The 24,981-nt window shown below is 37.7% G+C and carries 30 protein-coding genes; 16 read left to right on the top strand and 14 right to left on the bottom strand.

Annotated features, from left to right (window positions below; all coding sequences use genetic code 11):
- The 3 genes from HHL23_RS22425 to HHL23_RS03975 all read right to left on the bottom strand — a co-directional run.
- Positions 1-251, bottom strand: a 251-nt coding sequence (locus HHL23_RS22425; protein ID WP_228464604.1) for a hypothetical protein, incomplete at its 3' end; no start/stop codon positions are given.
- Complete coding sequence (locus HHL23_RS03980; RefSeq protein ID WP_169233517.1) at positions 223-882, bottom strand: thioredoxin family protein; 660 nt, start codon at positions 880-882, stop codon at positions 223-225. The genes HHL23_RS22425 and HHL23_RS03980, both read right to left, overlap by 29 nt.
- 7 nt (positions 883-889) lie before the next feature.
- Positions 890-1,378, bottom strand: a complete 489-nt coding sequence (locus HHL23_RS03975; protein WP_169233516.1) for a TlpA family protein disulfide reductase — start codon at positions 1,376-1,378, stop codon at positions 890-892.
- A gap of 261 nt (positions 1,379-1,639) precedes the next feature.
- On the opposite strand from HHL23_RS03975, the gene HHL23_RS03970 reads away from it, so the two are divergent.
- Together HHL23_RS03970 and HHL23_RS03965 are read left to right on the top strand one after the other, a co-directional pair.
- Positions 1,640-1,804: a bacteriocin gene (locus HHL23_RS03970; protein WP_169233515.1), complete on the top strand. Its 165-nt coding sequence runs from the start codon at positions 1,640-1,642 to the stop codon at positions 1,802-1,804.
- A 25-nt stretch (positions 1,805-1,829) separates the two neighbouring features.
- A complete protein-coding gene (locus tag HHL23_RS03965; protein ID WP_169233514.1) occupies positions 1,830-1,988 on the top strand; it encodes a bacteriocin in 159 nt (52 codons plus the stop codon).
- 34 nt (positions 1,989-2,022) lie between these two features.
- On the opposite strand, the gene mutS is transcribed toward HHL23_RS03965, so the two are convergent.
- On the bottom strand, positions 2,023-4,611 hold the full coding sequence (gene mutS, locus HHL23_RS03960; RefSeq protein WP_169233513.1) for a DNA mismatch repair protein MutS: 2,589 nt from the start codon (positions 4,609-4,611) through the stop codon (positions 2,023-2,025).
- A 143-nt stretch (positions 4,612-4,754) separates the two neighbouring features.
- Here mutS and HHL23_RS03955 point away from each other — a divergent pair, with 143 nt between their 5' ends.
- Positions 4,755-5,285, top strand: coding sequence for a GNAT family N-acetyltransferase (locus HHL23_RS03955; protein WP_169233512.1), 531 nt, complete (start codon positions 4,755-4,757; stop codon positions 5,283-5,285).
- Positions 5,286-5,353: 68 nt separating this feature from the next.
- Here HHL23_RS03955 and HHL23_RS03950 read toward each other — a convergent pair whose 3' ends face one another.
- A complete protein-coding gene (locus HHL23_RS03950) occupies positions 5,354-6,223 on the bottom strand; it encodes a cupin-like domain-containing protein (protein WP_169233511.1) in 870 nt (289 codons plus the stop codon).
- Between the two features lie 541 nt (positions 6,224-6,764).
- Between HHL23_RS03950 and HHL23_RS03945 the strand changes: the two genes are divergently transcribed.
- From HHL23_RS03945 to HHL23_RS03900, 10 genes are all read left to right on the top strand, one after another.
- Positions 6,765-7,646 carry a bestrophin family protein gene (locus tag HHL23_RS03945; protein ID WP_169233510.1) on the top strand — a complete coding sequence of 294 codons (882 nt, stop codon included), beginning with the start codon at positions 6,765-6,767 and terminating at the stop codon, positions 7,644-7,646.
- Positions 7,615-8,220: a hypothetical protein gene (locus HHL23_RS03940; RefSeq protein ID WP_169233509.1), complete on the top strand. Its 606-nt coding sequence runs from the start codon at positions 7,615-7,617 to the stop codon at positions 8,218-8,220. The genes HHL23_RS03945 and HHL23_RS03940 overlap by 32 nt, the downstream gene beginning before the upstream one ends.
- A gap of 239 nt (positions 8,221-8,459) precedes the next feature.
- The gene (locus HHL23_RS03935; protein ID WP_169233508.1) at positions 8,460-8,990 is read left to right on the top strand and encodes an RNA methyltransferase; all 531 of its coding nucleotides are present in this window, start codon (positions 8,460-8,462) and stop codon (positions 8,988-8,990) included.
- A 187-nt stretch (positions 8,991-9,177) separates the two neighbouring features.
- Positions 9,178-9,828 carry a CBS domain-containing protein gene (locus HHL23_RS03930; RefSeq protein ID WP_169233507.1) on the top strand — a complete coding sequence of 217 codons (651 nt, stop codon included), beginning with the start codon at positions 9,178-9,180 and terminating at the stop codon, positions 9,826-9,828.
- A 1-nt stretch (position 9,829) separates the two neighbouring features.
- On the top strand, positions 9,830-10,696 hold the full coding sequence (locus HHL23_RS03925) for an NAD kinase (protein ID WP_169233506.1): 867 nt from the start codon (positions 9,830-9,832) through the stop codon (positions 10,694-10,696).
- A 71-nt stretch (positions 10,697-10,767) separates the two neighbouring features.
- A complete protein-coding gene (gene fbaA / locus HHL23_RS03920; protein ID WP_169233505.1) occupies positions 10,768-11,838 on the top strand; it encodes a class II fructose-bisphosphate aldolase in 1,071 nt (356 codons plus the stop codon).
- A 99-nt stretch (positions 11,839-11,937) separates the two neighbouring features.
- A complete protein-coding gene (gene accD, locus HHL23_RS03915; RefSeq protein ID WP_034739627.1) occupies positions 11,938-12,792 on the top strand; it encodes an acetyl-CoA carboxylase, carboxyltransferase subunit beta in 855 nt (284 codons plus the stop codon).
- Between the two features lie 54 nt (positions 12,793-12,846).
- Entirely contained in the window at positions 12,847-13,359 is a 513-nt protein-coding gene (locus HHL23_RS03910) for a DUF6973 domain-containing protein (protein ID WP_169233504.1), read from the top strand.
- Between the two features lie 209 nt (positions 13,360-13,568).
- Complete coding sequence (locus HHL23_RS03905) at positions 13,569-14,972, top strand: nucleoside recognition domain-containing protein (protein WP_169233503.1); 1,404 nt, start codon at positions 13,569-13,571, stop codon at positions 14,970-14,972.
- 154 nt (positions 14,973-15,126) lie between these two features.
- Positions 15,127-15,519, top strand: a complete 393-nt coding sequence (locus tag HHL23_RS03900) for a hypothetical protein (RefSeq protein WP_169233502.1) — start codon at positions 15,127-15,129, stop codon at positions 15,517-15,519.
- Between the two features lie 14 nt (positions 15,520-15,533).
- Here HHL23_RS03900 and HHL23_RS03895 read toward each other — a convergent pair whose 3' ends face one another.
- From HHL23_RS03895 to HHL23_RS03880, 4 genes are all read right to left on the bottom strand, one after another.
- The gene (locus HHL23_RS03895; RefSeq protein ID WP_169233501.1) at positions 15,534-16,421 is read right to left on the bottom strand and encodes a ferric siderophore ABC transporter substrate-binding protein; all 888 of its coding nucleotides are present in this window, start codon (positions 16,419-16,421) and stop codon (positions 15,534-15,536) included.
- 33 nt (positions 16,422-16,454) lie between these two features.
- Positions 16,455-16,853, bottom strand: a complete 399-nt coding sequence (locus HHL23_RS03890) for an ExbD/TolR family protein (RefSeq protein WP_169233500.1) — start codon at positions 16,851-16,853, stop codon at positions 16,455-16,457.
- 5 nt (positions 16,854-16,858) lie between these two features.
- On the bottom strand, positions 16,859-17,563 hold the full coding sequence (locus HHL23_RS03885) for a MotA/TolQ/ExbB proton channel family protein (RefSeq protein WP_169233499.1): 705 nt from the start codon (positions 17,561-17,563) through the stop codon (positions 16,859-16,861).
- 171 nt (positions 17,564-17,734) lie between these two features.
- Positions 17,735-18,196, bottom strand: coding sequence for a hypothetical protein (locus HHL23_RS03880; protein ID WP_169233498.1), 462 nt, complete (start codon positions 18,194-18,196; stop codon positions 17,735-17,737).
- 169 nt (positions 18,197-18,365) lie between these two features.
- On the opposite strand from HHL23_RS03880, the gene HHL23_RS03875 reads away from it, so the two are divergent.
- Together HHL23_RS03875 and HHL23_RS03870 are read left to right on the top strand one after the other, a co-directional pair.
- Complete coding sequence (locus HHL23_RS03875; RefSeq protein WP_169233497.1) at positions 18,366-20,162, top strand: DUF885 domain-containing protein; 1,797 nt, start codon at positions 18,366-18,368, stop codon at positions 20,160-20,162.
- 131 nt (positions 20,163-20,293) lie between these two features.
- On the top strand, positions 20,294-20,740 hold the full coding sequence (locus HHL23_RS03870) for a DinB family protein (protein ID WP_169233496.1): 447 nt from the start codon (positions 20,294-20,296) through the stop codon (positions 20,738-20,740).
- An 87-nt stretch (positions 20,741-20,827) separates the two neighbouring features.
- Here the strand turns inward: HHL23_RS03870 and nth are convergent, their stop codons facing one another.
- Positions 20,828-21,448 (bottom strand): endonuclease III, encoded by a 621-nt coding sequence (nth, locus tag HHL23_RS03865; protein WP_169233495.1) that lies wholly within the window; start codon positions 21,446-21,448, stop codon positions 20,828-20,830.
- Positions 21,449-21,481: 33 nt separating this feature from the next.
- Here nth and bcp point away from each other — a divergent pair, with 33 nt between their 5' ends.
- Positions 21,482-21,931, top strand: coding sequence for a thioredoxin-dependent thiol peroxidase (gene bcp, locus HHL23_RS03860; protein ID WP_169233494.1), 450 nt, complete (start codon positions 21,482-21,484; stop codon positions 21,929-21,931).
- 176 nt (positions 21,932-22,107) lie between these two features.
- Here the strand turns inward: bcp and HHL23_RS03855 are convergent, their stop codons facing one another.
- From HHL23_RS03855 to HHL23_RS03840, 4 genes are read right to left on the bottom strand one after another with little or no spacing between them, the layout of a single operon-like run.
- A complete protein-coding gene (locus HHL23_RS03855) occupies positions 22,108-22,641 on the bottom strand; it encodes a GNAT family N-acetyltransferase (RefSeq protein ID WP_169233493.1) in 534 nt (177 codons plus the stop codon).
- On the bottom strand, positions 22,610-23,272 hold the full coding sequence (locus tag HHL23_RS03850; protein WP_169233492.1) for a hypothetical protein: 663 nt from the start codon (positions 23,270-23,272) through the stop codon (positions 22,610-22,612). The genes HHL23_RS03855 and HHL23_RS03850 overlap by 32 nt, the downstream gene beginning before the upstream one ends.
- Positions 23,273-23,305: 33 nt before the next feature.
- The gene (locus tag HHL23_RS03845) at positions 23,306-24,388 is read right to left on the bottom strand and encodes a mannose-1-phosphate guanylyltransferase (protein WP_228464602.1); all 1,083 of its coding nucleotides are present in this window, start codon (positions 24,386-24,388) and stop codon (positions 23,306-23,308) included.
- Entirely contained in the window at positions 24,382-24,981 is a 600-nt protein-coding gene (locus HHL23_RS03840; RefSeq protein ID WP_169233491.1) for a SprT-like domain-containing protein, read from the bottom strand. Before HHL23_RS03840 ends, HHL23_RS03845 begins: the two co-directional genes overlap by 7 nt.

Raw genomic sequence — 24,981 nt, 5'->3', positions numbered from 1 at the left:
TTTTTTCTTCTCGATTTAACTGCTTGATTCACTGTTAAATATACAAAAAACAAACCAAAAAAACAATTAAAATAACTGATAATCAACGTATTAAATCCATAACTTAATGACATTGGGCTAAAGCCCGCCCCTGTTGAATTGGTCCCGCAAAAATAAGTTTTTCCGGTATAAAAAATCGGCATTCCAAGAACACCGATCAGTATAAATTCTAAAGCAAATATATTACTTCTTAACTTTGATTGTACATCCAATGGCTACTGTTTTATTCATTTTTACAGGTTCGCCTTTGATAAGCGCATTTACAGCATCCTGAACATAGTATTCAGACACATCATTCGGGTTTTCGTAGTTATTATCGATAGCACCGATGTATTTCACGATATTCTTTCCGTTTTCTTTTTGCAGGATGAAAACATGAGGTGTTTTCGTAGCTCCATACAACGGATAGATCTTTTGCCCTTCATCTACCAAATAAGGAAATGTAAAGCCTTTCTGTTTGGCTCTTTCAATCATTTGTTTGTAGCCATCTTCCGGCTGTACATTGGGATCATTAGGATTCACAGCAATGACCGGATAGCCCTGATCTTTGAATTTCTTGTCCAGCTCTACGATTCTGTCCTCATATTTTTTTGCATACGGACAATGGTTACAAGTGAAAACGACTATAAATCCTTTTGCACTTTTAAAATCACTTAAAGAAACCATTTTCCCGTCGATGTTTTTCAGCTTAAAATCTGCCGCCTCGTCGCCAACTTCATATCCCTTTGCAGAAGCTGTAGCTTGTGCTTTTTGAGCGTTTTCTTTCTCATGATCTGTTGCTGTAAAACTTAACAATCCAAGCCCGGCAATAAATGACACCATTAAAATTTTCAGATTTTTCATATTTATTTTATTGTAAATTATTGGTAATTGTTTTTTCCAGATCTTCTTTGCTCATTTCGCCATCGTTGAAATGTATTTTTTCTCCGTTTTTATAAAAAATGGTGACAGGAATATTTCCGTCCCAGTCTTTTTCAAACCTTGGGATCCATGTATTCATTCTTTTGACATCGTCCAGCAGAACTACCTCAGCAGTAAGGTTTTTATTTTTGATAAATTTAATGACCCTTTCCTTATCTACCAGTCTGTCCAGCGAAACCAGAATCATTTTAAATTTTGGGTTATCTTTAAACTTATTATTGATCTCCATAAAATCCGGCAGTTCTTTCACGCACGGCGCACAGGTGGTAGACCAGAAATTGACAACCAGCAACTTATCATTCTCCTTTTGAATGCGTTTTTCAAGACCTTCATATTTCATGGACGGGACTTCCGTCTGCTGGGCATTAAAAGCCGTAATACACAGAAATACAATCAATAACGTTAATAAATTCTTCATATTCAAAAATAGTCAATAATTATTATATACATCTGAGATGATCTTTATCTGCTCTGTGGTTGGATAAAAAGCGGGAGAAATAGTTAAATGTTTTTTTGTGTATTTTCTCAATTGGGGAAAAGATTTTAAGCAGACCTGAAAATACTGTAGCCACCAGATATTTGCTTTTCATTTATAATTTTAACATTCTTTTTTTAATCACAATCTATTGAATTAAAAGAAATTAAATGTAAATTAGCGTACAACCAAATCAAAATTATTATGAAAAAATCAAATTTTCAGCTTAAAAAGCTGACCAAAAAAGAGCTTAAGAAAATTAGCGGTGGAGCAAGACCAATTTGTCCACTGGTGGTGAGCTGCTTTGACCCAGCAACCGGGCAAGAGTTATACGGAGTATATGGAATCCAGGACGGACCCTGCTGTTAATATTGATCACCATTAACTAAATTGTATGAAAAATTCAAACATTCAAAGTAGAAAGCTCACGAAAAAAGAGCTAAAGGAAATCAACGGAGGCGCTTCATGTGCTGAAGGCCTGTGCAAACTCAGAGGAGTACCCAGCCATTTCATGATCATTGGACCGAGAGGTAACGATGGATACTGCTGCTAGTTGTATTCAATTTTGTCAAAAAAAAATGATTGGACTACCCTCCAATCATTTTTTTTATCGAATTCAGCTTCATTAAAGCTTCAATAGGTGTTAAAGTATTGATATCTATTTTGGTCAATTCTTCACGGATGTTTTCCAGAACCGGATCATCCAGCTGGAAGAACGAAAGCTGCATATTTTCTTCCGTTACTCTTTTAATGCTTTCAGAAGTGCTGGTGGTCTGCGAACGACTTGCTTCGAGTGTTTTCAGAATCTCATTGGCTCTGTTGACCACCTTTGCAGGCATTCCCGCCAGTTTTGCTACATGAATACCGAAACTGTGTTCACTGCCTCCCGGAACCAGCTTTCTTAAGAAGATGATGTTCCCTTTATTTTCCTGGATGGAAACGTGGAAGTTTTTCACCCTTTCAAAATTCACGGTCATTTCATTCAGCTCATGGTAATGCGTGGCAAACAATGTTTTTGCTTGTGTAGGATGCTGATGAAGGTATTCTGCGATGGCCCATGCAATGGAAACCCCGTCATAAGTAGACGTTCCACGACCTATTTCATCCAGAAGGATCAGACTACGTTCCGAAATATTATTCAGAATATTGGCCGCTTCGTTCATTTCTACCATGAAAGTAGATTCACCGGCTGAAATATTGTCGGTAGCCCCTACCCTTGTGAAAATTTTATCTAAAACCCCGATCTCAGCATATTTTGCAGGAACAAAACTTCCGATTTGAGCCAAAAGACACACAATTGCTGTCTGACGGAGGATCGCCGATTTACCGGCCATGTTTGGTCCTGTTACCATGATGATCTGCTGTGAATCTTTATCTAAAAAGATGTCGTTCGGAATGTATTTTTCGCCTAAAGGAAGTGCATTTTCAATAATCGGGTGTCTGGCTTCTTTTAAGTCTATCGCATAGCCCTGGTTTAGGACAGGCTTCGTATAGCTTTCAGAAACAGCCAATTCCGACAACCCTGCCGCCACATCAAGTTGTGCGATAATATGGGAATTTCCCTGAATCTGATCCATATAGACCATTGTCTCAGCACATACATTTCTGTACAGTTCATTTTCCAGCACACCAATTTTTTCTTCGGCGCCAAGGATCTGGCTTTCATATTCTTTCAGTTCTTCGGTGATATAGCGCTCTGCATTGACGAGGGTCTGTTTTCTTAGCCATTCACCCGGAACTTTATCTTTATGGGCATTTCTTACTTCTATATAATATCCGAAAACATTATTAAAATCAATTTTAAGGCTTGAAATTCCCGTTCTTTCTATCTCTCTCTGACACATTTCATCCAGGAAGCCACGGCCTTTATTCTGAAGGTTTCTCAACCTGTCCAATTCTTCAGATACATTTCCTTTGATAACATTTCCTTTTGAAATATTCACAGGAAGTTCTTCGTTCAGGTGATTCTCTAAAAACTTGATCAATTCCTCCATATCAAAAAGCGGTTCCAGCCAGGCCAGAACATCGGCATGCGGATGAAGCAAAGCTTTTATCTGATGGATATTGATCAGACTCTGACGAAGATATCCCAATTCTTTTGGAGATATCTTTTCAGCGGCCAGTTTTCCCATCAGTCGGTCAAGATCCGAGATAGATTTCAACAGCTGGCAGATCTCGTATTTCAGATGATCATGTTCATTCAGGAAATCAATCAGAGAAAGCCTTCTCATAATCTCGTCCACCGATTTTAAAGGAAGAATAATCCTCCTTCTCAACAGTCTTCCCCCCATCGGGGTAGATGTTTTGTCGATAATATCCAGCAATGATTTTCCCTGTGGGTTGCTTGGATACACAATTTCCAGGTTTCTTAAGGTAAAATTATCCATCATCAGATAATCTTCCTGCGGAATGATCTGAAGTTTCGTGATATGAGCAAGCAGATTGTGATGAGTATCTTCTACCAGATAAGCGAAAATAGCACCTGCAGCGGTAATAGCCAGTGGAAGATTCTCAATCCCGAAACCTTGTAAAGAATTGGTTTTAAAATGGGATGTCAGCTTTTCGTAAGCAAAATTATACTGGAAAGCCCAGTCTTCAAGCTTAAAGGCGCTTTTATTTTTTAGCTGTTCCGGCAGCTGAACGCTTCTTTGATAGACAATTTCGCTAGGATCAAAAGTATTGATGATGTGCAGGATCTTTTCTAAATTTCCTTCACTCACTAAAAATTCACCTGTGGAAACATCCACCATGGCAATTCCGTACTTTTCCTTTTCTTTATGAAGAGAAAGCAGAAAGTTGTTCTTTTTTGAATTTAATACCTGATCATTGAACGTAACTCCGGGTGTCACAAGTTCTGTAACCCCTCTTTTTACGATTCCTTTGACCGTTTTTGGATCTTCAAGCTGATCACAGATGGCGACTCTCATGCCGGCCCTTACCAATTTTGGCAAATAAGAATCTACCGAATGATGCGGAAATCCCGCCAGCTCTATATGACCGTCTCCATTGGCTCTTTTAGTAAGAACAATACCGAGGATCTGGGATGTTCTTACGGCATCCTGTCCAAAAGTTTCATAAAAGTCTCCCACCCGGAAAAGAAGCAGTGCATCAGGATATTTTGCCTTAATGGTATTGTACTGCGTCATTAGCGGAGTTTCCTTCTTCGTTTTTGCCATAATAAAAAATGAGCCCCAAATTTAAATAAAATAAATTCAGGGTTGGGATTTGTGATACAATTAATCTCGCTTCCGGGAGCAAAAAAGGGCCTTCTCTATTTCTGAATAAAATATTTATCGTATTTTTCAGTAAAATAAACTCTATGATCTATCCGGTTTTAGAAACTGAAAGACTTCTCTTAAGACAGCTGACTCCCGATGATGCAGAAGATCTCTTCGCCTATTTTTCTCTGGATGAAGTGATGGAATATTATGATCTGGACACCTTCAAAACACTGGAGGATGCCCAAAATATCATCACTTATTTTAATGATGAATTCAAGAAAGGAAAAGGATTCCGCTGGGCTCTGGAGCTGAAATCTGAAAAGAAGGTCATAGGGACATGTGGCTATCACAATTGGTATCCTGCCCATTCCCGGGCAGAAATCGGGTACGAACTGAATCCTCAATTCTGGAGAAATTCCTATATGAAAGAAGCCCTTCTTCCTATTTTGATATTCGGATTCGAAAGCATGAGGCTTCACCGTGTGGACGCCTTCATTGACCCCGGGAATATCTCATCTGAGAAGCTTTTACATTCATTAAATTTTAAAGAAGAAGGAATGCTTCGTGATTATTTTTTTGAGAAAGGAAGATTTGTAGATGCTAAAATTTTCGGACTTATTAATGAGTAAAGATGGGGGATGGATGCCAGAAGATGGAAGTTTGGTGCTGAAAACGGAAACCTTTGAGACATCCAGATCTATTTCCTCTTCTTTTCAAAAGCTTCCGTCCCTTTTTCATACGCCCATTTCTGCTTGTAATTCACCCACTTAGATTTAAATAGCCTACGCAGAAGCTTATCGGTATACCTCATGATAAAAACGTGGTACATCATATTGGCAAAGACACCAGGTTTGTTAGGTAGCGCCCTGAGCGACATAGAAAATCCCGGTTCCAGATACCGGTTGAAATGCCAGAATGCCCCGGGAATAAATAGTGCATCCCCATGTTCCATGAAAATCTCGTAGCCCCTGGCATATTGTAAGGCCGGAAACTTCTCATAATCAGGATTTTCATAATCTATATCGTAAACGGTATGAACAGAGAGCGGTACTTTATATAAGAAGGCAGATTGTTTCTGGTCAAATAAAAGGATTCTCTTTTTCCCTTCGAAATGAATGTGAAGGAAATCTCCTAGATCTACATCATAATGCATTAAAACATGGGCTTCACTTCCCCCGAAGAAAAGAGTCGGAAGCCGTTTAAAAAATTTGATCCCCAGATCAGGATACGTGAAATTTTTCAACAATTCCGGTAGCCTGTCTGTAATGATATAGAAAAAAATACGCAGATCTGAGGCACCGCTTTTTATCCTGTCTATATAATCCTTCATCTTCATGTTGGCCACCGGTGCATCTGAGCTTTTGGAAGCATCGGCGGGTTTATTATCATACAACGGTACGTCCTGATCTCCTGCTTTTTCCCGGATGTAGGCAAGATTCCATTGGTCAAAAGCATCCCATCTGGCCGCGAAATTTTTAATCAAAAGCGGCTTATGTTTTTTGAAATAATTCTGCTGAAAATCTTCTTTACTGATATCGTGGACTACATCTACGTTTTCGAGGATCATCTTGTTTTGTTATTTAATACGAAATAAAAATAGTGTTTTTTTGAAATCTGTGAAAATTAAAAAATTGTATCGGGGCTTCGGAAGTCTATTTAAACCACAAAAGGGACAAAAGATTTTAGACACTTTAATTATTAAGCTTAAAGTATTGAGAATAAGAAGCACACATAAGTTTAAAAATCAAAGATTTTATGAATAGATTTGAAACATTAAGCCATATTAAGTTTTTAAGATTATTAAGCTGAGCTTCGCTTTAAGAAACAGAGCTAAAAAATCTTTAGATTTTCTCTTAACTTTTCTTACCTCCTTCCATGCTCTTAATGTTTCAAAACTACTCATAATCATCTGGAAATTTGAGGTAAAAAAATTGATAAGCCAAAGAAGAGCAAAAGATTTTTAAGAGACTTAATTATTTAGTCGCTTTATATCTTGCCATAAGCCCATTCACCTCTTTACCCCTTTTGCCTTTTTTAAACTTATTTTAAAGTTCCAGATAAAGCAGAGCTCAAATGAAAAAATTATATTTGTAGGACTAAGCGAATTTATGAGAGCCTACAACACCAAGCATTTCCTGAAAATCCTTTTCAGTATGCATAAAAGCGATACCATGAAGATCCTTTTTCCAACGATGATCCTTGTGGGGATTTATTCGTGGGGCATTCAGTATCTGGAGGTGGAATATCTTCATCTTACCACAAAATCCGGTGTGAGCAATGTAGGAATGATTCATTCTCTTTTGGGATTTGTACTTTCGCTGCTGCTTGTTTTCAGAACCAATACGGCTTACGACAGGTGGTGGGAAGGCAGAAAACTCTGGGGAAAACTGGTGAATGATACCCGAAATTTTGCAATAAAAATCAATGCCATTTTAGACGACGACCATCAAAATGCAGAACAGATCTCCAGATACTTAAAATATTTTCCCCATTTCCTTGCCAAACATTTGTCTAAGGAATCTACAAGACTGGCGCTGGATGAAGATTATTCTGAAATTGAAAAATCTCTTAAACATCATGGTCCTAGTGAAATTGTTATTCTTTTGACCCATAAACTGAATCAGCTGAAGAAAGAAGGAAAGATTTCAGATATCGAAATGCTATATCTGGATACTCAGCTTTCAGGGTTTTTAGATGTTTGCGGAGGCTGCGAAAGAATTAAAAACACCCCTATTCCTTACTCTTATTCTTCGTTTGTAAAGAAGTTTATCATTTTATATGTACTGGCACTTCCGGTGGCTTATGTCATTACAATCGGGCTTCTGATGATTCCGCTGACGGTTTTTGTATATTACGTGTTGATGAGTCTTGAATTGATTGCTGAGGAAATTGAAGATCCTTTTAATAATGATGAGAATGATATTCCCATGGAAGCCATCGCTCAAAATATCGAGAGGAATGTGCATCAGATTATGGGTGGGAAGAAATAGGAAAAAAATAGATCTTAAAAGTGAAATAATTATGGGAATGGATTATTATATTGAACCGAAGAGTGAAAATGAATATGAGGATTATTTAGATTTTCCAAATACTCTTTCATATTTCTTCGAACAGTTTGGCGGTTATGATGAAAAAAGCATTGTATCACAAATCGAAAGTATCTTAAATATTGATTTAAGTATTTTTCAAAAAGTCTATAATCCTGAAATGGAATTTGATTTTGAAGAGTATGACCATGATGAAAACGATCATAATCCTGATGATTTTTGGGTAAATACTGACGATTTAATTAAAAAGCTTGAAGAGTTTAAAGAGAAAATTCAGAGCAATACTAAGTACTTTTCACAAATTATTTTTAATCCGGATGATGATGATTCAAAAATGTCGAAGATGGATATTGAAGATATAATTCGTTATCAAAAAGAAAATCCTTTAACTGCATATCCCAGAAATAATGGAATTCTAACTGAGGAAAGTTTAAGTTCTTCTATTTCTGAATTAATCGATACTCTAAAAAATCTGAGAAGTCAAAATATTGAACAGGTCAGATTAAATTATATGTAAAATTTCAGCAGAAAAATATTGATTAAGGTTTAATCCATACTGCATTAATATTCGTAAATTACAATAACAAATACGAATGTCCGCTATTAGTAGAAAGCTAGTTTAAAAAAGTTTTTTTCATTCCGTAGAATCTCCGGATAATGAAAACAAAGTAGTTTGGATTCCTACGGAACGACAAAGTGACTGCTAAATTTTAGCATTATGATTAAAATGCACATTCATTAACAAATAAATAAATTTTGGTAAATAAATTAAAACTGGAAGAACTTAACAGAATTGATGTAGAAACATTTAAGAAGGTTGAGAAAATTCCATTGGTCATTATTTTAGACAATCTCAGAAGCATGCATAATGTAGGTGCATCCTTCAGAACAGCTGATGCTTTTCTGATCGAAAAGATCATTCTTTGCGGGATCACTCCTCAGCCTCCACACCGTGAAATTCATAAAGCCGCACTTGGGGCTACAGAAAGTGTGGACTGGAGCCACGAAAGTGATATTAATGCGGCAATTAGCGATTATAAAAGCCGAGGATACGAAATTATTGGGATCGAGCAGACAACCGACAGCGTGATGATCACAGATTTCAGCATTGACCAATCAAAAAAATATGCGTTGATTTTAGGAAATGAAGTGGAAGGAATCAGTGATGAAGCTCTTCCGAATATTGACACATTTCTTGAAATTCCACAGCTGGGAACAAAGCACTCTCTGAATGTAAGCGTATGTGGTGGAATTGTGATGTGGGAGTTTGCCAAAGCCCTAAAATAAAAAAACTGCATATGTCCTTAAAAGACAGTGCAGTTTGAAATAAATCTAATAAAAAGTAAAAATGAAAGGCGACAAAGATACTTTTTTTTTATTTACAAACAAATTTTAACATCATTTTTTTTATTTTCCATGAAAAAAAGTGATGTTTTGGGAAAAAGTTTCATTTAATTTTTTATAAATTAGCACAATGTTTATCAAGGAATATATCTCAAAAGACTTTCCGTGTTTTAGCCTCACTGACTCCATAGAATCAGCGAGAAATACATTAGAGGATTTTGGATATTCTCATATTTTCATCAAAAAATCCCACCACTTCTACGGAGCGATCGCAGAAGACTTTCTCTATGAAGGAGAAGGGACTTTGAAGGATCTTGAACATCAGATCGAACGTTTCGCTATTCTGGAAGACAATAATATCATGGACAGCATCCGCCTGTTCTACACTTTCAGTGCCAATGTGATCCCGGTGATCAACAAGAATGAAAAGTATCTGGGGTACATTACCTGCGAGGATGTTTTTCAGAATCTATCCCGTTACCCTCTGTTTTCAGAGACCGGGGCTATCCTTACGATAGAAACACCGGCGAGAAAATATTCGATGACAGAGATCGCCAATATTGTGGAAAGCAATAACTCGAAATTTTACGGTGGATTTATCTCTTTTATGTCGGATGAAGTGATTCATGTGACCATCAAGATCAGCAATGAAAATCTCTCCTCGATAGACGCTACTCTTGACCGATATGATTACAGAATTGTTGAGAAATACTATTCTGATGAGAAATCAGATCTGTTTAAGGACCGGTTCGGATTTTTCCAAAAATTCATAGAAATATAACATGAAGGCAGCCATATATTCTCAGAAAAAAGACCTCGATACTTTTTTATATTTAAGCAAGTTTATTTCAGAACTTGAAACCAGAGGCGTAAAATCTGTTCTGTACGATGAAATGGCTGAAGCGCTTCAGTTCTCAAAGATATTTGAAACATTCAACAACAAACAGGACCTTGTAGATAAGGAGGTAGACCTTTTCTTTACTTTTGGAGGTGATGGAACCATTGTGAATTCCCTGACCTTCATTGAAGATCTTGAGATCCCTATTGTAGGGGTGAATACAGGAAGATTAGGATTTCTGGCCAGCTTTACAAAAGAAGAAGCTTTCAAAGAACTTGACGCGATTTTAAAAGGAGACGTAAAAACAAGCCGCCGTGCAGTGATTGAGGTGGTTTCACCAAAATCAGGTGATTTTTTCCCCTATGCATTAAACGATGTTACCGTATCCAGAAAAGAAACAACCTCTATGATCACGGTAGATTCATATATCAATGATGAATTTTTAAATGTTTTCTGGGGTGACGGCGTCATTGTATCCACACCTACAGGGTCAACAGCCTATTCATTAAGCTGTGGCGGACCGATTATTTCTCCCAACAACGAAAATTTTGTCATTACCCCTATCGCTCCCCACAACCTGAATGTGAGGCCTTTGGTGGTGAACGACAGAGTGGAAATCAAATTTAAAGTAGAAAGCAGAGTGCCTCAGTATTCTCTTTCGCTGGACTCGAGATTGGTTCATATAGAAACCGACAAAGAAATCATCATCAAAAAGGCAGATTTCCAGATCCTTCTGGTGCAGCCTAATCATTTAAGTTTCTACGAAACGATCCGTCAGAAGCTGCTTTGGGGAAGGGATAAAAGAAATTAGTAATTCCTCAAAAATGATTACCTTTACAGGAATTTTAAAAACGCCTAATAATTTAAAATAAAAAGTAAAACATGAGCAGAATTTTTCCGGCAGGAGTTGCCACAGGTCAATTAGTTACCGATATTTTTCAGTATGCTAAAGAAAACAAATTTGCACTGCCTGCAGTCAATGTAATTGGTTCAAGCAACGTGAATGCTGTTATGGAAACTGCAGCGAAATTAAACTCTCCTGTAATTATTCAGTTTTCAAACGGCGGAGCTGCGTTCAACGCAGGAAAAGGATTAAATAATGATGGTCAGAAGGCAGCTATTTTAGGATCTATTGCCGGAGCCAAACATATTCATACTCTTGCAGAAGCTTACGGAGCGACTGTTATTTTACATACAGACCACTGTGCCAAGAAATTACTTCCTTGGATCGACGGATTATTAGATGCCAGTGAAGAGCATTACAAACAAACCGGAAAGTCTCTTTATTCTTCTCATATGCTGGATCTTTCTGAAGAATCTTTAGAAGAAAATCTTGAAATTTCAGCCAAATATTTCGAAAGAATGGCTAAAATGCAGATGACTTTGGAAGTTGAAATCGGAGTTACAGGTGGTGAAGAAGATGGGGTAGACAATTCTGATGTAGACAACTCTAAACTATACACTCAGCCTGAAGATATCGCTTATACTTATGAAAAATTAAAAGCTATTTCGGACAACTTTACCATTGCTGCTGCTTTCGGTAATGTACACGGAGTTTACAAGCCAGGAAATGTAGTTCTTACTCCAAAAATCCTTGACAACTCTCAGAAATATGTTCAGGAGAAATTCGGAACTGCAGCGAAGCCGGTTAACTTCGTATTCCACGGAGGTTCCGGATCTACTTTAGAAGAGATCAGAGAAGCTATCGACTATGGAGTGATCAAAATGAATATCGACACAGACCTTCAGTTTGCTTACACAGAAGGGGTTAGAGATTACATGGTTAACAATATTGAATATTTAAGAGCCCAAATCGGAAACCCTGAAGGAGAAGAAAAACCTAACAAGAAATTCTACGATCCAAGAGTTTGGGTAAGAAAAGGGGAAGATACTTTCTCTACAAGACTGGTTAAAGCGTTTGAAGACTTAAATAACGTAAATACTTTAAAATAATTTTTTGTAAAAAGTAGAATGTATAAAGTACAGAGTAGATTTAATGCTTTTGTCTTTATACCTTTTACCTTTTACATTATACATTAATACAGACAAAAAATGGCATTCGACTGGTTTAAAAGAAAAGCAAAAAACATTACTACCTCTACTGATGAAAAAAAGGATGTTCCCAAAGGCCTTTGGCATCAGACTCCATCAGGAAAAATAGTGGAGCATGATGAATTGAGAAGAAACAGCTACGTTTCTCCTGAAGATGGATTTCACGTAAGAATTGGAAGTGCAGAATTTTTTGAGATCCTTTTTGACGAAGGTAAATTCACTGAACTGGATGCCAATGTTGAAAGTATTGATATCTTAAACTTCAAGGATACAAAACCCTATAAAGACCGTTTAAAAGAAGTAAGAGCAAAAACAAAGCTTACAGATTCTATCAGAAATGCAGTAGGAACCGTAAAAGGAACTGAAATGGTAGTTTCGTGTATGGATTTTGCTTTTATCGGGGGATCTTTAGGTTCTGTAATGGGAGAAAAAATCAGAAGAGCAGTAGATTACTGTATCGCAAACAAACTTCCGTACATGATCATCTGTCAGTCCGGAGGAGCGAGAATGCAGGAAGCAACTTACTCTCTGATGCAGCTTGCTAAAGTACAGGCTAAGCTTGCTCAGCTTTCTGAAGCAGGACTTCTATACATCGCTTACCTTTGTGACCCTACTTTTGGAGGAATCACCGCTTCTTTCGCTATGACAGCAGATATTATCATGGCTGAGCCGGGAGCGTTAATCGGTTTTGCCGGTCCAAGAGTCATCCGTGAAACCATCGGAAGAGATCTTCCGGAAGGCTTCCAGACCTCTGAATTCCTACAGGAAAAAGGATTTGTAGATTTCATCGTAAAAAGAACTGAAATTAAAGATACAGTAGCTAAAACAGTCAATTTATTAGCTGTAAACGCTTAAGATCTGTAACAAACACCATACAATCTCTCTCTAATTAGGGAGAGATTTTTATTTATGAGGACTTTCAAGATATTTTTTAATACCATCCGGAGCATGAGCCTGAAAAAGATCATGCGCCTTTTATCGCTTCTTCTTCCGCATCCTCTTTTTGCATTATTAAGCTTTTATGCAACGCTACAGGCTTTTGCTATTGCTCAGAAAAAGTTTCCTAAAACAGCCTCAAACGATGGTATTGGAAATGCTTTCAGGCATGCGCTGTGGTGCTGTTTCATCATGATGTATTGCTGTAAGGTATCCTCTCCGGAAAAGGCACTGGATTTCTGTAAAAGAATAACCGATATGCATGAAGAGCTGTTTCCTAATGAGCCTTTGGAAACCAAAATGGATCTTCACAATAATAAAATCGGAATGGATTATTTCATGGAACTGCTTCCGGGAATCCACCGCCAGTTTTTTGAGAAGAACTTTTTTATTGACAATCTTGCTAAAAAGATGGATGATGCGAAGGTTTTGAAAAGTTTAGATGATGACTTTGAGGGATATCTGGTTTATCTAGATGAAAAATAAATTCTGGTTCTTAAAAACCCATTAAGACTTATTAAGTATTTAAGTTTAGTTAAGACAAATCCTTCTGATTCGATAAGAAACACGCTATTGGCTAATATGAATTCTTACTATTCTTACTTTCTTATTACTCCGTAATGGTTCAAAAAAATAAAAGTTTAAGCAGTTTTACATTTAATTTATTATCTTTTCTAAAATTTTAATTTAATCGAATGGTCCTTAGCAGAATTTGGTCGGCTTTCATTATCATTGCCATTGGCATTGCAAGTATTAAGTACGTTTCGTCTGGCCACTATAAAACCATCTTCAATGATATGGTGGTAGGAAAAGGCGGTGATACGGTTCAGATCGCTTCACAGCCGATGAATGTGCTTACTCCTATTGTCCGAGACAGTCTGATGAAAAAGAATGATTTTGCAGACAGCAGGATCCATTATAAAACAGATTCTCTTAAACAGAATGTAAAAGTTTATAGAGTTCAAGAATCGGACGGCGTGATCGGAACTTCCGAAACGGCAGTTAAGATCTGTATCGGTCTGATCGGGATCATGACCTTATTCATGGGATTCATGAGTATTGCTGAAAAAGCAGGCGGAATCAACCTTTTAAGCAGATTTATACAGCCTTTTTTCTCAAAGTTATTTCCTGATATTCCTAAAAACCATCCGGCTTTCGGGCATATGCTGATGAATTTCAGCGCCAATCTTCTGGGACTAGACAATGCCGCTACCCCATTTGGTTTAAAAGCGATGGAAAGTCTTCAAACATTAAATCCGAATAAAGATACCGCCAGTAATTCGCAAATCATGTTTTTATGCCTCCATGCAGGCGGAATGACGCTTATACCGGTCTCCATTATTGCTTTGAGAGCTTCCGCCGGATCCAAAAACCCTACGGATATCTTTCTTTACTGTATGATTGCCACTTTTGCAGCCACTTTAGCGGCTATGATCATCGTTTCAATCTATCAGAAAATCAACTTATTAAAACCAACTGTTATTGCATACATCGGCGGAGTCTCCGTAATGATTGGACTCCTTGTATGGTATTTAACAGGTCTTAGTAAGAGCGAATTGGATATTTTCAGCCAGGTTTTAAGTAACGGGCTTATTCTTTTTATTTTCCTCGCCATAGTTCTGGGAGCCGTTTATAAAAAAATCAATGTTTTTGATGCCTTTATTGAAGGAGCCAAGGAAGGATTTACAACTTGTGTTAAAATCATCCCTTATTTAGTAGGGATGCTGATTGCTATTTCATTACTGAGGACTTCAGGTGTTTTTGATGTGATCATTGACGGAATGAAGTGGGTAGTTAATACAGCGGGTATGGATCCAAGATTTGTAGACGGACTTCCGACTGCATTAATAAAACCTCTTTCCGGTTCCGGAGCGAGAGGAATGATGGTTGACACCATGGCGACATTTGGACCAGACAGTTTTCAGGGGAAACTAGCAGCAGTTCTTCAGGGAAGCTCAGATACGACTTTTTACGTCATTGCAGTTTATTTTGGCGCCATTGCCGTTAAGAATACGAGATATACGGTAGTTGCTATGCTTCTGGCAGATTTGGTGGGGGTTATTACTTCTATTGTGTTGGCATATTTGTTTTTTGCGTAATTTGTTATCCGTTGCTGAATTTATGCTCTGATTCAAATGAAAAAACAGAACAATATCAACTCTTAGGAGGAAAAATAAATAACTTTATAAAATACGTCCAGTTAAACTGGCAACTAGCAACTAGCAACTAGCAACTAGCAAAATAAAATCAACTATGATCACAGATAAAGAATTCACATTAAGATTAATACGTCAGTTAACTCAAGCATTGGAAAAACTGATTTTGGACAAGCCAGAGGAAAGTTTAATGCAGAAAGAATTAGATTTTGATACTTTGATGAAGGATATTTTCAAAATAGATTTTACGGAAATTTCTTCAAAATCAAAAGAAGAAATCATCAGCATTGTGAATGAAAGACAGGAAAGAGACCACAAAGATTATTTCGAAATGCTGGGAAACCTTTTCTATTTTAAAGGGAAGCAGGATGGTAATAAAGACTTTTTAGACAAGTCAAAGACTTTCTATGAGCTTTATCTGCAGACCAGCGGTATATTTGCGCTTCCGGTGATCAACAGGATCAACGAAATGAAAAAAGCACTTGAATAAAGTGCTTTTGTATTTTAGAATGTGATTTTATACGTTCCGGTGGAAGATGTACTTGCTTTCTCGGCTTTTACATACTTCTTCACCCAGGAAACTCCGGTAGAAGAAATACAGGGATCTGATGTTCCTCCTGATCTTCTTGCGGAGACTACATTTCCAGCTTTATCTACAGTATAGGCAATGGTAACGGTTCCACTTGCGGTACAGCTATTACTTGGCTGCGCGCCTCCTCTTCCCATTGTTCCGGGAATATATCCTACCAGTTTTCGGTCAATTCCTACTTTAATGTCTCCGTTTCCGTCACCACCTAATGGATCTCCTGAATTTCCTATTCCCTCACCTGTTCCCTGGCTTCCGGCTTTTGTTCCTCGTCCTCTGATCAGGTTTCCGATGGCTGCAGTTCCTTTTCCGTCGCCGTTTCCGGTTTTAGAGTTGGCTGTTGTTGCGCCTGCTTTTTTAGTACTCTTAGAGGCACTGGCACTTGTCGCGGCTTTATTATTTGTCTTTTTCGATTCTTCTTTTTTAGGAACGCTTATTTTAGCATTGTTTCCTGTAATTACCTTTTCCTTTACGTCCGCTTTCTTCGGCTCTGGTGTTGGTTCAGGCTTTACGACTGTTTTAGTTTCAGGAACAGGCGTTTCAGCTGGCTCAGGAGTTACTTCTTCTGTTGCAGCCGCTAAACTCCCCGGTTGTTCAGCAGGTTCTTCAACCCCCTTCCCGTTTCTGTTATCCCCATAGTTAACAAGCATTGTTGTGACTACTTCATCAGGCTGCTTATCTAATTCCGGTTTTAATTTATAAAGAAAAACAAAAAGCAAAATTCCAGCCCAAATAAGGATAGAAAGTATAGCACTTTTTATCCTGTCTCTGTTTTGCTCGTTTTTGTTTATCGTGTAACTTTTCATTTTAAATGATTCTTTCCGACTGTTTCGGAGTCATTATTTAACTTTAACCGTTGCAATTGCAATATTAAATTTATTCTTTTCCGCGATTTCCATGACAAAGACTACATCTTTATGCATGGTATTTTCATCTGCACGAATGGTAAAAGACCTGTTGGTTTGATCCGTTAATTTACTCACAATCAATGGCTCCAGTTGTTCTCTGGTGACAGGCGTGTCATCTACAAAATAAGATCCGTCCGGTTTGATACTCACCGTCAGAGGATTGGGAATATTATCTTCTACCGCTCCCGCTTTCGGTAACTTTACATCAATGGCACTTTGATTGGCGGCTGATGAAGTTATCATAAAGAATATCAGCATCAGCAAGATAACATCTGTCATCGCTGCCAAACTGAATTCGGGGTTCGCTTTATTTCTTCTCTGAATTTTCATAAGATTTATAAAGGTTTGTTGATAAGATCTAAGAATTCTCCAGACATATTCTGCGCTTTTAATACAAATCTATCAATTCTGGTTAATAGGATATTGTAGAAAAAGTTAGCAGGAATCGCTACAGCCAAACCTACCGCAGTCTGTCCCAAAGCCGTATAAATACCTTCAGAAAGTGTTTTCGGCGAGAATGAACCTGTTGCATGGGAAAGATTGAAGAACGCAATGATCATCCCGATAACCGTTCCCAGAAGTCCCAGCATCGGAGCGATACTTGGTACCACGGCCAAAAGATTAAGATTCTTTTCCATATTGGCTACTTCTATCTGAGCCTGGGATTCCATGGCGCTTACAATATCCGAAACAGGACGTCCCAGTCTTGAAATACCCTTTTCCAGAATTCTACCTTCCGGAGAGCTCTGTTTCTTAGCATAATCTGCAGCCGCTTCTATCTTTCCTTCTTTGATAAAATCTTCGATATTCTCCATGAAATTGGCATCTGTTTTTGAGGTCAATCTTTTAATAAAGAAAAAACGTTCGAAAAACAGGTACAGTGAAAACACACCTAAAGCCAGAACGACAAACATCACTATTTTAGCGAAAGCCCCTCCATGGAACATGATCTTCCAAAATGAAAATTCTAAATCGTCTGTTGCAACTGCAGGAGCAGTAATCTGTGCAAATAAAATCTGAGTAAGTTCCGTTAACAGCATTAATGTGAATTTTTATAAAATTTTAACGACAAATGTAGTGGAATATTATGAATTGCTCTCTTAAAAATTGCTTAAAAACAACTTAAAATTTGTTATGATTTAGAAGACAGCAAATATCCTTCCAAAAGAAATTTTGAAAAGATATTCGATATAAAAAGGATGAGAAAATGGTTAGTCCTCCTCTATATTGATAGCATCCTGTTTAAATTCGCATTTTAACCGGAAAGGGATCGGTGTATCTGATCCTGTATAGAAATCGTCAATAGTCCCTTTCCAGATGACCTGAAGCTCACCTTCTTCATTAGTCTCAAACAGCAGCTCATTATCGTAGATAAAAGCGTCCTCGTCATCGAATAAATCCACTTCGGTGTAGGTTTCTTCCTCAGAATCGTTAATCTTAATCAATTTTCCTTCAATATCCTTCGAGTCGATAGGGAAATCGAAAATTTCAAGTGAAAGCTGCGGAAAGTTGTACTGTAATGAATCATCATCTACATGATCCAAACTGTCATCCGTTACTATTTCAACTTCTAAAAAATGTTGTTGATTGCTGTAGACCGCTTTACAATAAGTGTTTCTAATATTGTATTTTAGGGTCTCCTCCGGATGGTAAATTTTTAAAATCCCTTTCATTATTTCTTTAAAAAAGAGCTGTAATAATATGATTGTTAAATGTTATGGACAAAGATAAAAAATTGATTCAAAGTTGAAAATATTTTGAAAATTATTTTTTTAAATCATTATGATTGATTATTCCGTATAAGCCAATAATACTTACTTTTGCTACATAAAGATTCTGAAAATGAAAAACATTTTATCAAAAGGTATTTTAGGGCTTGGACTGGCCATCAGCCTCGCAGCCTGCAAAAAATCTGATTCTCCGCTGACGAAGGTAACCCCTACGAATATGGATTCTATTGCCTCCAACTATTATGAGCAGTATCTGAAACTATATCCTTTAGAAGCTACTTCTCAGGGAGACACAAGGTATAACGACCAGCTTCCTATCAATATTGATAAAGATTTTATTTCAGGAGAGGTTGCTTTTTACAATTCTGTACAAAAACAGTTGGAAAGCGTTGATTATAAAGCCCTTTCAGATGATGATAAAGTTGTATATGACGTGCTGGATTATACTTTAAAAGATAAAATTGAAGCCTACGCCTATCATCCGGAATATATTCCTTTTACTCAGTTTGGAGGACTTCCCCTGAACTTTCCCTTGTATGGAAGCGGAGAAGGAAGCCAGCCTTTCAAAACAGAAAAGGACTACATTGACTGGCTGAAAAGAATGGAAAAATTCCCGGAATGGATGAATGCGGCCTCAGAAAACTTCCGTGAAGGAATTAATAATAAGGTGGTTCTTCCCAAGAAACTGGTAGTGAAAATGATCCCTCAGATGAAAGCAGAAGAGATCACGACTACAGATATGGACAAAAATATCTTCTACGGGCCGATTAAAAAATTCCCTAAAAACTTTACAAAAGCTCAAAAAGATAAATATTCAGCTCTTTATGCAAATGCTATTACCAAAAAGATCATTCCTGCCTATACCAAAATGGGAGTGTTTCTTGAGAAGGAATATCTTCCGAAAGCCAGAGACACGGATGGCTACAATAGCCTTCCCAACGGAAATGAAATCTACAGATATTACACCAAAAGCTGGACAACAACTAAGAAAACTCCTGAAGAGATCAATAAAACAGGTCTGCAGCAAGTAGCTATGCTTCGTGCAGAAATGGAAAAAGTAAAGCAACAGGTAGGCTTTTCGGGAACACTGGAAGAGTTTATCAATTTTGTAAAAACAGATCCTAAAGCCATGCCTTATAAGACTTCCAAGGAGGTCCTGAATGGATTTAACAGCATTCTTGCAAAGATTACACCTAAGCTGAAGACAATGTTCAGCATCACTCCAAAGACCAAATTTGAGATCAGGCAGACCGAAAAATTCAGGGAAGCGAGTGCAAGCGCAGAATATATTCAGGGAACTCCTGACGGAAAAAGACCGGGAATATTTTATATGCCACTTCCGGATCCCGCCAAATTCAATGTAACTTCTGGAATGGAGTCTCTTTTCCTTCATGAGGCTATTCCGGGACATCATTATCAGGTATCTCTTCAGCAGGAGAACACGAAGCTTCCTAAATTCATGAGGTTCGGATGGTTCGGAGCTTATGGAGAAGGCTGGGCGCACTATTGTGAAACTTTAGGGCCTGAGTTTGGACTTTATACAGATCCTTACCAGAAGATGGGGTATTTGAGTGATCAGATGCTGAGAGCGGTAAGATTGGTTGTGGATACCGGAATTCATACGGGAACGATGACCAGAGAGGAAGCGATCAAATATTTCCTGAGCAATATTTCTTATGATGAAGCCAGCGCAACTGCAGAGGTGGAAAGATATATGGCGATGCCGGGACAGGCTTTAGGCTACAAAATCGGATCGCTGAGAATCCGTGAGCTTAGAGACCAGTACCAAAAAGAGCTTGGAAAGAAGTTTAATTTAGCAAGCTTCCATGATGAAATCTTAAGCCAGGGATGCCTTCCGCTTGATGTTTTAAACAGGAAGATGGATCTCTGGGCTAAGAAACAGAAATAGAATTATTTTAAAAAATAAAAAATACTGGAGATGGGATCATTAATTTTAATGTCCCATCTTTTTATTTAATTTTGAACGTCCTCTTTTCGAAAACCGGGTAAAGAAATTCCAATTAATTTAAACCAATTAAAATGATCATAGAAAGCCTAAGATCTCTCTACAGCAGAGATTTAAATAAACTAAAAACAGAAATAGAATCCTACAGGAATGAAAGTTCTATCTGGAAAACAGACAAAAACATCGCTAACTCAGCAGGAAACCTTTGTCTGCATCTGGTTGGAAATCTCAATACTTATTTTGGGACAGAGCTTGGTAATACCGGCTACATCAGAAACAGAGAGCTGGAATTTTCATTAAAAGATGTTCCAAGAACTGAACTTATTGAAAAGGTAATGGCAACAATATCTATGGTAGATGATGTCCTTAGCCGTCTGACGTCTGAAGATCTCGAAAAAGAATATCCTCTCGTTATTTTTGAAGATAAAATGACCACGGGATACTTTTTAATTCATTTGATTACCCATCTGGATTATCATCTCGGACAGATTAATTATCATAGAAGGCTGTTGGATATTTAATTATTATTCAGTTTAACTACCCAATCTCTTTGCTGCACAAAAATCCACCCCTTTAGCTAAGGGGGAATAGGAATCGCTAAAATTCAATTATTTTTCAAACATCATTTTCGTAATAAAATCCTTCTCTCCTTTTCCTCTGGCTGGCGAATATTCTCTTCCGTAGAAAATGATCTGAAGGTGAAGCTTGTTCCATACCTCTTCAGGAAATATTGCCTTAGCATCTTTTTCTGTTTCTACAACGTTTTTCCCTGAAGTAAGCTTCCATTGCGTCATTAGTCTGTGAATGTGTGTATCGACCGGAAAAGCAGGAAATCCGAAGGCCTGGCTCATCACCACAGAAGCGGTTTTGTGACCTACTCCGGGAAGTGCTTCCAATTCTTCATAAGTTTGGGGAACAATACCGTTGTGCCTTTCCAGTAAAAGCTCAGCCATTCTTTTAAGGTTTTTTGCTTTTGTATTGGATAATCCTATTTCTTTGATCAGTTCTTTAATTTCAAACTCTTCCAGTCTGGCCATTCTTTGCGGAGTTCCGGCCACCTCAAAAAGATGGGGAGTCACCTGATTCACTTTTTTGTCGGTCGTCTGTGCAGAAAGGGCTACTGCAACCATTAAGGTATATGGATCTGTATGATCTAACGGGATAGGTGTGGTAGGGTATAATTTCTCCAGTTCTTTCTGAACGAGCTCAGCTCTTTGCTTTTTTGTCATTTAACCATTAAATTTGAACAAAATTAATTCATTATGCTGAAAGTTGGAGATAAATTACCTGAATTTGAAGGAACCAATCAGGACGGGGAAACAATAGCCTCATCAAAGTTGATCGGAAAGAAACTCGTCGTTTTCTTTTATCCTCAAGCCAATACGCCTACGTGTACCGTAGAGGCCTGCAACCTGAGCGATAATTATTCGAAACTTAAGAAAGAGGGATTTCAGCTGCTTGGCGTAAGTGGAGACGGAGTAAAGAAGCAGAAAAACTTCCACAGCAAATTTGCTTTTCCCTATAACCTTATTGCTGATGAGAGCCACGATGTCATCGAAAAATTTGGAGTTTGGCAGGAAAAGAAGACATTCGGAAAAACGTATATGGGAATTGTACGGACCACGTTTATTTTTGACGAGAACGGAATCTGTACAAGAGTCATAGAGAAAGTCACTTCAAAAACGGCCGCTGACCAGATTCTGGAAGGATAGCTGAAGGGTTTGGAAGATGGAAGAGGGATGATGGAAGTATTATTGGACACTACTTTAAACAGGCATCGTAGAATTTGATGACATCACTTAAAAAAATTAATAAAGCTTGTGATGCAGTTATGCTTCAGATCTCAATAACTTCCCTCTTCCAGCTTCAGACTTCCTGACATTAAAATCTATTCGGTTTCGTAGTACATCAGCTCTTCATCATCATCCGGAAGCGTCACATAATTTTTGAATGAAAGTCCCAGTTTTTCAATCAGATTCTGAGACGAGAAGTTATCTTTTGAAGTAATAGCAGAGATCTTTGTTAAACCAAAAAGGTCCATCCCGATAGATTTCACCATCTGAGCAGCTTCAAAAGCATATCCTTTCCCTTCATATTCTTCCAGCAGGGAAAATCCTATATCCGCTACATCAAGACCTTCTCTTTCAAAGATGCCTACTGCCCCGATTTTTTCGCCTTTATCTTTTGTAACCACCAAATAGTTTCCAAATCCTAATCTGTCAAATTGGGGAAGAAACCTGTTTATGATATAGTTTTCTGCGTCAGATATACTGTTTACACCACGATTACCGATGTATTTAATAAACTTCGGCCTGTTGTAAAGTTCAAATACAAATTCTTTATCATCCACTGATATTTTTTGGATAATCAGCCTTTCGGTTTCGTATATGTTATTTTCGTTGGGTAGATTTTTTAGGCTCATCTTTGGGTTCTACTTTTTTCTGGATTTTTAAAAGCCTTGGATTATTGGCGCACTTTTTATTGTAAAGTTCTATGTAAGTTCCGTTATCTTTCACCTTGGAAATAGCCCCTGAAGACTTGCTTACAGTCAGGGTATAATGTGTTTTCTGGTAAGGACATTCTTTTGAGGTGAGTTTTCCCAGATCCAGATAATAGTTGGCAGAATCTTCATAATAATTGCCAGCAACATCCTTGAATTCCTCATCGACCATGTATCCATCTGTAGTCAAAATAATAGCTGCTTCTTCTGCGTTGTCAATTTTTCCAACGAATTTCTTCAGACCTTCAAGATCTGTAATATAATTCATCTTCCCTCCGGTGGCATAAACGATATAATAAAAGCTATCCTTGTCAGGAAATAAATTAAAGCCGGAAAATTGCGGTGTGTAGTCTTTTTTGTCCCCCGAAGTTCTGATCTCCTGGTTTTTTCCGTAACTGTTATAAACCAGCACCCAAGAATCTATCCTGTCATTTGGGATGATCTGCTGTAAAATGTTCGGGATATTGGAAAAATTCTTCTTATCCTGAGAATATCCAAGGAATCCCCAAAGCAGAAACAGAAGAATGGTTGATCGTATTGCAGTTTTTATCATAATTCAAAAATCAGCAGAAAGATACCAATTATTTTACATGAATTTATCTCCTTTCTTGAAACTTTTCAGGTCAAGAACATAGTCTTTGATCAGCTGGTCATTGTTTCTGGGACAGATCAGCAATGCTTTATCTGTATCTACCACAATAAAATCTTCAAGCCCGTCAATGATCACCGCTTTATTATTATTCTTCAGGCGGATAATATTTCCTTTAGAATTATAGTTTAGAAAATGCTTGAGTTTAACCGCATTTCCGTCATTATCTTTTTCTGTATTTTCGTATACGGAAGTCCAGGTTCCCAGGTCACTCCAACCCAGATCTGAAGGAATTACATATACATTTTTCGCTTTTTCAAGGATCCCATTGTCAATAGAGATCTTCTGAACCTTGGGATAAATGGTTTCAATACAGCTATCCTCCTTTTCAGAATTGTATTCGCAGGCCATGAAATGCTGCATCATCTCAGGAAGATACAGCTCAAATGCGTGATGAATGCTTTTCACATTCCAGATAAATATTCCTGCATTCCATAGGAAATCCCCACTTTCTAAAAAGCTCTGAGCGATCTCAAGGATAGGTTTTTCCGTAAAGGTTTTTACTTTAAAAAAATCTGAACCTTTCTTTTCTACAAACTGGATATATCCGTATCCTGTATCAGGTCTAGTAGGTGTAATTCCCAGAGTTACCAGATAATCATGTTTTGCCGCCAGATCAAAAGCCAGCTCTACTTTTTCAAGGAATATATCTTCTTTTAGGATCAAATGATCTGCCGGAAGGACGATCATTGTTGCATTCGGATTAATTTCAGCAATCTTGTTGGCCATGTACAGATTACAGGCCGCTGTATTTTTCATCAGAGGTTCCCCCACAATATTCTCTTCAGGAATTTCCGGAAGCTGCTGGTGCGAAAGCGCGACATATTCTTTATTCGTGATCACGAATATCTGTTCTTTAGGAATAATCCGGCTGATTCTGTCATAAGTCTGCTGAATCATTGTACGCCCTGTTCCTAAAATATCCTGAAACTGTTTTGGAAATTTCTGTGTACTCATTGGCCAGAACCGACTCCCGATTCCTCCCGCCATGATGACACAGTATCTATCTGATTTTAACATTCTTGCCTACATTTTTCAACCCTTGCCAAAGGCTTGAAAGAATACTTCCTTCCCGTAGCCAAGTTCTTACAAAGATAGTTTTTTTTAATCAGACCTTCTAATAAATACTTTTCGTTCCGGTACATAAAAAATTCTCCTTTTTTTAGTTCTTCAATAAAGTGCAGCGTATCATCTTGTTTCTCAGTATGAAAATATCTTACAAGATCCGGACTTGCCATAAAATTGGCTTTTGGAGATTTTGAAAATCTGATGATAATGGGCTTCAGATCCTCATCGTAGACCTCCAGACTTTCGAGAAGCATGTTTCTAAATGTTTCCTTCCATTCATTCCCGTGCGGCGATATTCTGCGCCCATATTTTTCAAAGGCGATCAGATGGGCCAGCTCATGCGTCAGGACAAAGAAAAAAAGTGGCGGTGTCAATGTTGAATTCACCGTTATTTCATGGGAACCATCAGGTAGTTTTCTGTAATCTCCCAGTTTAGAATTTCGGCTGCGTGTAACTTTTATGTGAATAAAGTGATCTGCAAACCAAACTCTTAAGTATTTCAGTGTATTTTGAGGTAAATATTTTTCTAAAGACTGGATAGACAT

The sequence above is a fragment of the Chryseobacterium antibioticum genome (genome assembly GCF_012927325.1).
Classification (GTDB): domain Bacteria; phylum Bacteroidota; class Bacteroidia; order Flavobacteriales; family Weeksellaceae; genus Chryseobacterium; species Chryseobacterium antibioticum.
This window is presented reverse-complemented; position numbering and strand designations above follow the sequence as displayed.

Excerpts from the sequence above, each read along its gene's own strand:
- nth (WP_169233495.1), bottom strand. The coding sequence starts at position 21,448 with ATGACAAAAAAGCAAAGAGCTGAGCTCGTTCAGAAAGAACTGGAGAAA.
- HHL23_RS03845 (WP_228464602.1), bottom strand. The coding sequence starts at position 24,388 with ATGTTAAAATCAGATAGATACTGTGTCATCATGGCGGGAGGAATCGGG.
- HHL23_RS03890 (WP_169233500.1), bottom strand. The coding sequence starts at position 16,853 with ATGAAAATTCAGAGAAGAAATAAAGCGAACCCCGAATTCAGTTTGGCA.
- HHL23_RS03950 (WP_169233511.1), bottom strand. The coding sequence starts at position 6,223 with ATGATCCTCGAAAACGTAGATGTAGTCCACGATATCAGTAAAGAAGAT.
- HHL23_RS03840 (WP_169233491.1), bottom strand. The coding sequence starts at position 24,981 with ATGTCTATCCAGTCTTTAGAAAAATATTTACCTCAAAATACACTGAAA.
- accD (WP_034739627.1), top strand. The coding sequence starts at position 11,938 with ATGGCATTCGACTGGTTTAAAAGAAAAGCAAAAAACATTACTACCTCT.
- HHL23_RS03905 (WP_169233503.1), top strand. The coding sequence starts at position 13,569 with ATGGTCCTTAGCAGAATTTGGTCGGCTTTCATTATCATTGCCATTGGC.
- HHL23_RS03895 (WP_169233501.1), bottom strand. The coding sequence starts at position 16,421 with ATGAAAAGTTACACGATAAACAAAAACGAGCAAAACAGAGACAGGATA.
- HHL23_RS03940 (WP_169233509.1), top strand. The coding sequence starts at position 7,615 with ATGTGCATCAGATTATGGGTGGGAAGAAATAGGAAAAAAATAGATCTT.
- HHL23_RS03885 (WP_169233499.1), bottom strand. The coding sequence starts at position 17,563 with ATGCTGTTAACGGAACTTACTCAGATTTTATTTGCACAGATTACTGCT.
- HHL23_RS03955 (WP_169233512.1), top strand. The coding sequence starts at position 4,755 with ATGATCTATCCGGTTTTAGAAACTGAAAGACTTCTCTTAAGACAGCTG.
- bcp (WP_169233494.1), top strand. The coding sequence starts at position 21,482 with ATGCTGAAAGTTGGAGATAAATTACCTGAATTTGAAGGAACCAATCAG.
- HHL23_RS03900 (WP_169233502.1), top strand. The coding sequence starts at position 15,127 with ATGATCACAGATAAAGAATTCACATTAAGATTAATACGTCAGTTAACT.
- HHL23_RS03970 (WP_169233515.1), top strand. The coding sequence starts at position 1,640 with ATGAAAAAATCAAATTTTCAGCTTAAAAAGCTGACCAAAAAAGAGCTT.
- HHL23_RS03910 (WP_169233504.1), top strand. The coding sequence starts at position 12,847 with ATGAGGACTTTCAAGATATTTTTTAATACCATCCGGAGCATGAGCCTG.
- HHL23_RS03850 (WP_169233492.1), bottom strand. The coding sequence starts at position 23,272 with ATGATAAAAACTGCAATACGATCAACCATTCTTCTGTTTCTGCTTTGG.
- HHL23_RS03965 (WP_169233514.1), top strand. The coding sequence starts at position 1,830 with ATGAAAAATTCAAACATTCAAAGTAGAAAGCTCACGAAAAAAGAGCTA.
- HHL23_RS03875 (WP_169233497.1), top strand. The coding sequence starts at position 18,366 with ATGAAAAACATTTTATCAAAAGGTATTTTAGGGCTTGGACTGGCCATC.
- HHL23_RS03975 (WP_169233516.1), bottom strand. The coding sequence starts at position 1,378 with ATGAAGAATTTATTAACGTTATTGATTGTATTTCTGTGTATTACGGCT.
- HHL23_RS03870 (WP_169233496.1), top strand. The coding sequence starts at position 20,294 with ATGATCATAGAAAGCCTAAGATCTCTCTACAGCAGAGATTTAAATAAA.
- HHL23_RS03930 (WP_169233507.1), top strand. The coding sequence starts at position 9,178 with ATGTTTATCAAGGAATATATCTCAAAAGACTTTCCGTGTTTTAGCCTC.
- fbaA (WP_169233505.1), top strand. The coding sequence starts at position 10,768 with ATGAGCAGAATTTTTCCGGCAGGAGTTGCCACAGGTCAATTAGTTACC.
- HHL23_RS03925 (WP_169233506.1), top strand. The coding sequence starts at position 9,830 with ATGAAGGCAGCCATATATTCTCAGAAAAAAGACCTCGATACTTTTTTA.
- HHL23_RS03980 (WP_169233517.1), bottom strand. The coding sequence starts at position 882 with ATGAAAAATCTGAAAATTTTAATGGTGTCATTTATTGCCGGGCTTGGA.
- HHL23_RS03945 (WP_169233510.1), top strand. The coding sequence starts at position 6,765 with ATGAGAGCCTACAACACCAAGCATTTCCTGAAAATCCTTTTCAGTATG.
- HHL23_RS03855 (WP_169233493.1), bottom strand. The coding sequence starts at position 22,641 with ATGAGCCTAAAAAATCTACCCAACGAAAATAACATATACGAAACCGAA.
- HHL23_RS03880 (WP_169233498.1), bottom strand. The coding sequence starts at position 18,196 with ATGAAAGGGATTTTAAAAATTTACCATCCGGAGGAGACCCTAAAATAC.
- mutS (WP_169233513.1), bottom strand. The coding sequence starts at position 4,611 with ATGGCAAAAACGAAGAAGGAAACTCCGCTAATGACGCAGTACAATACC.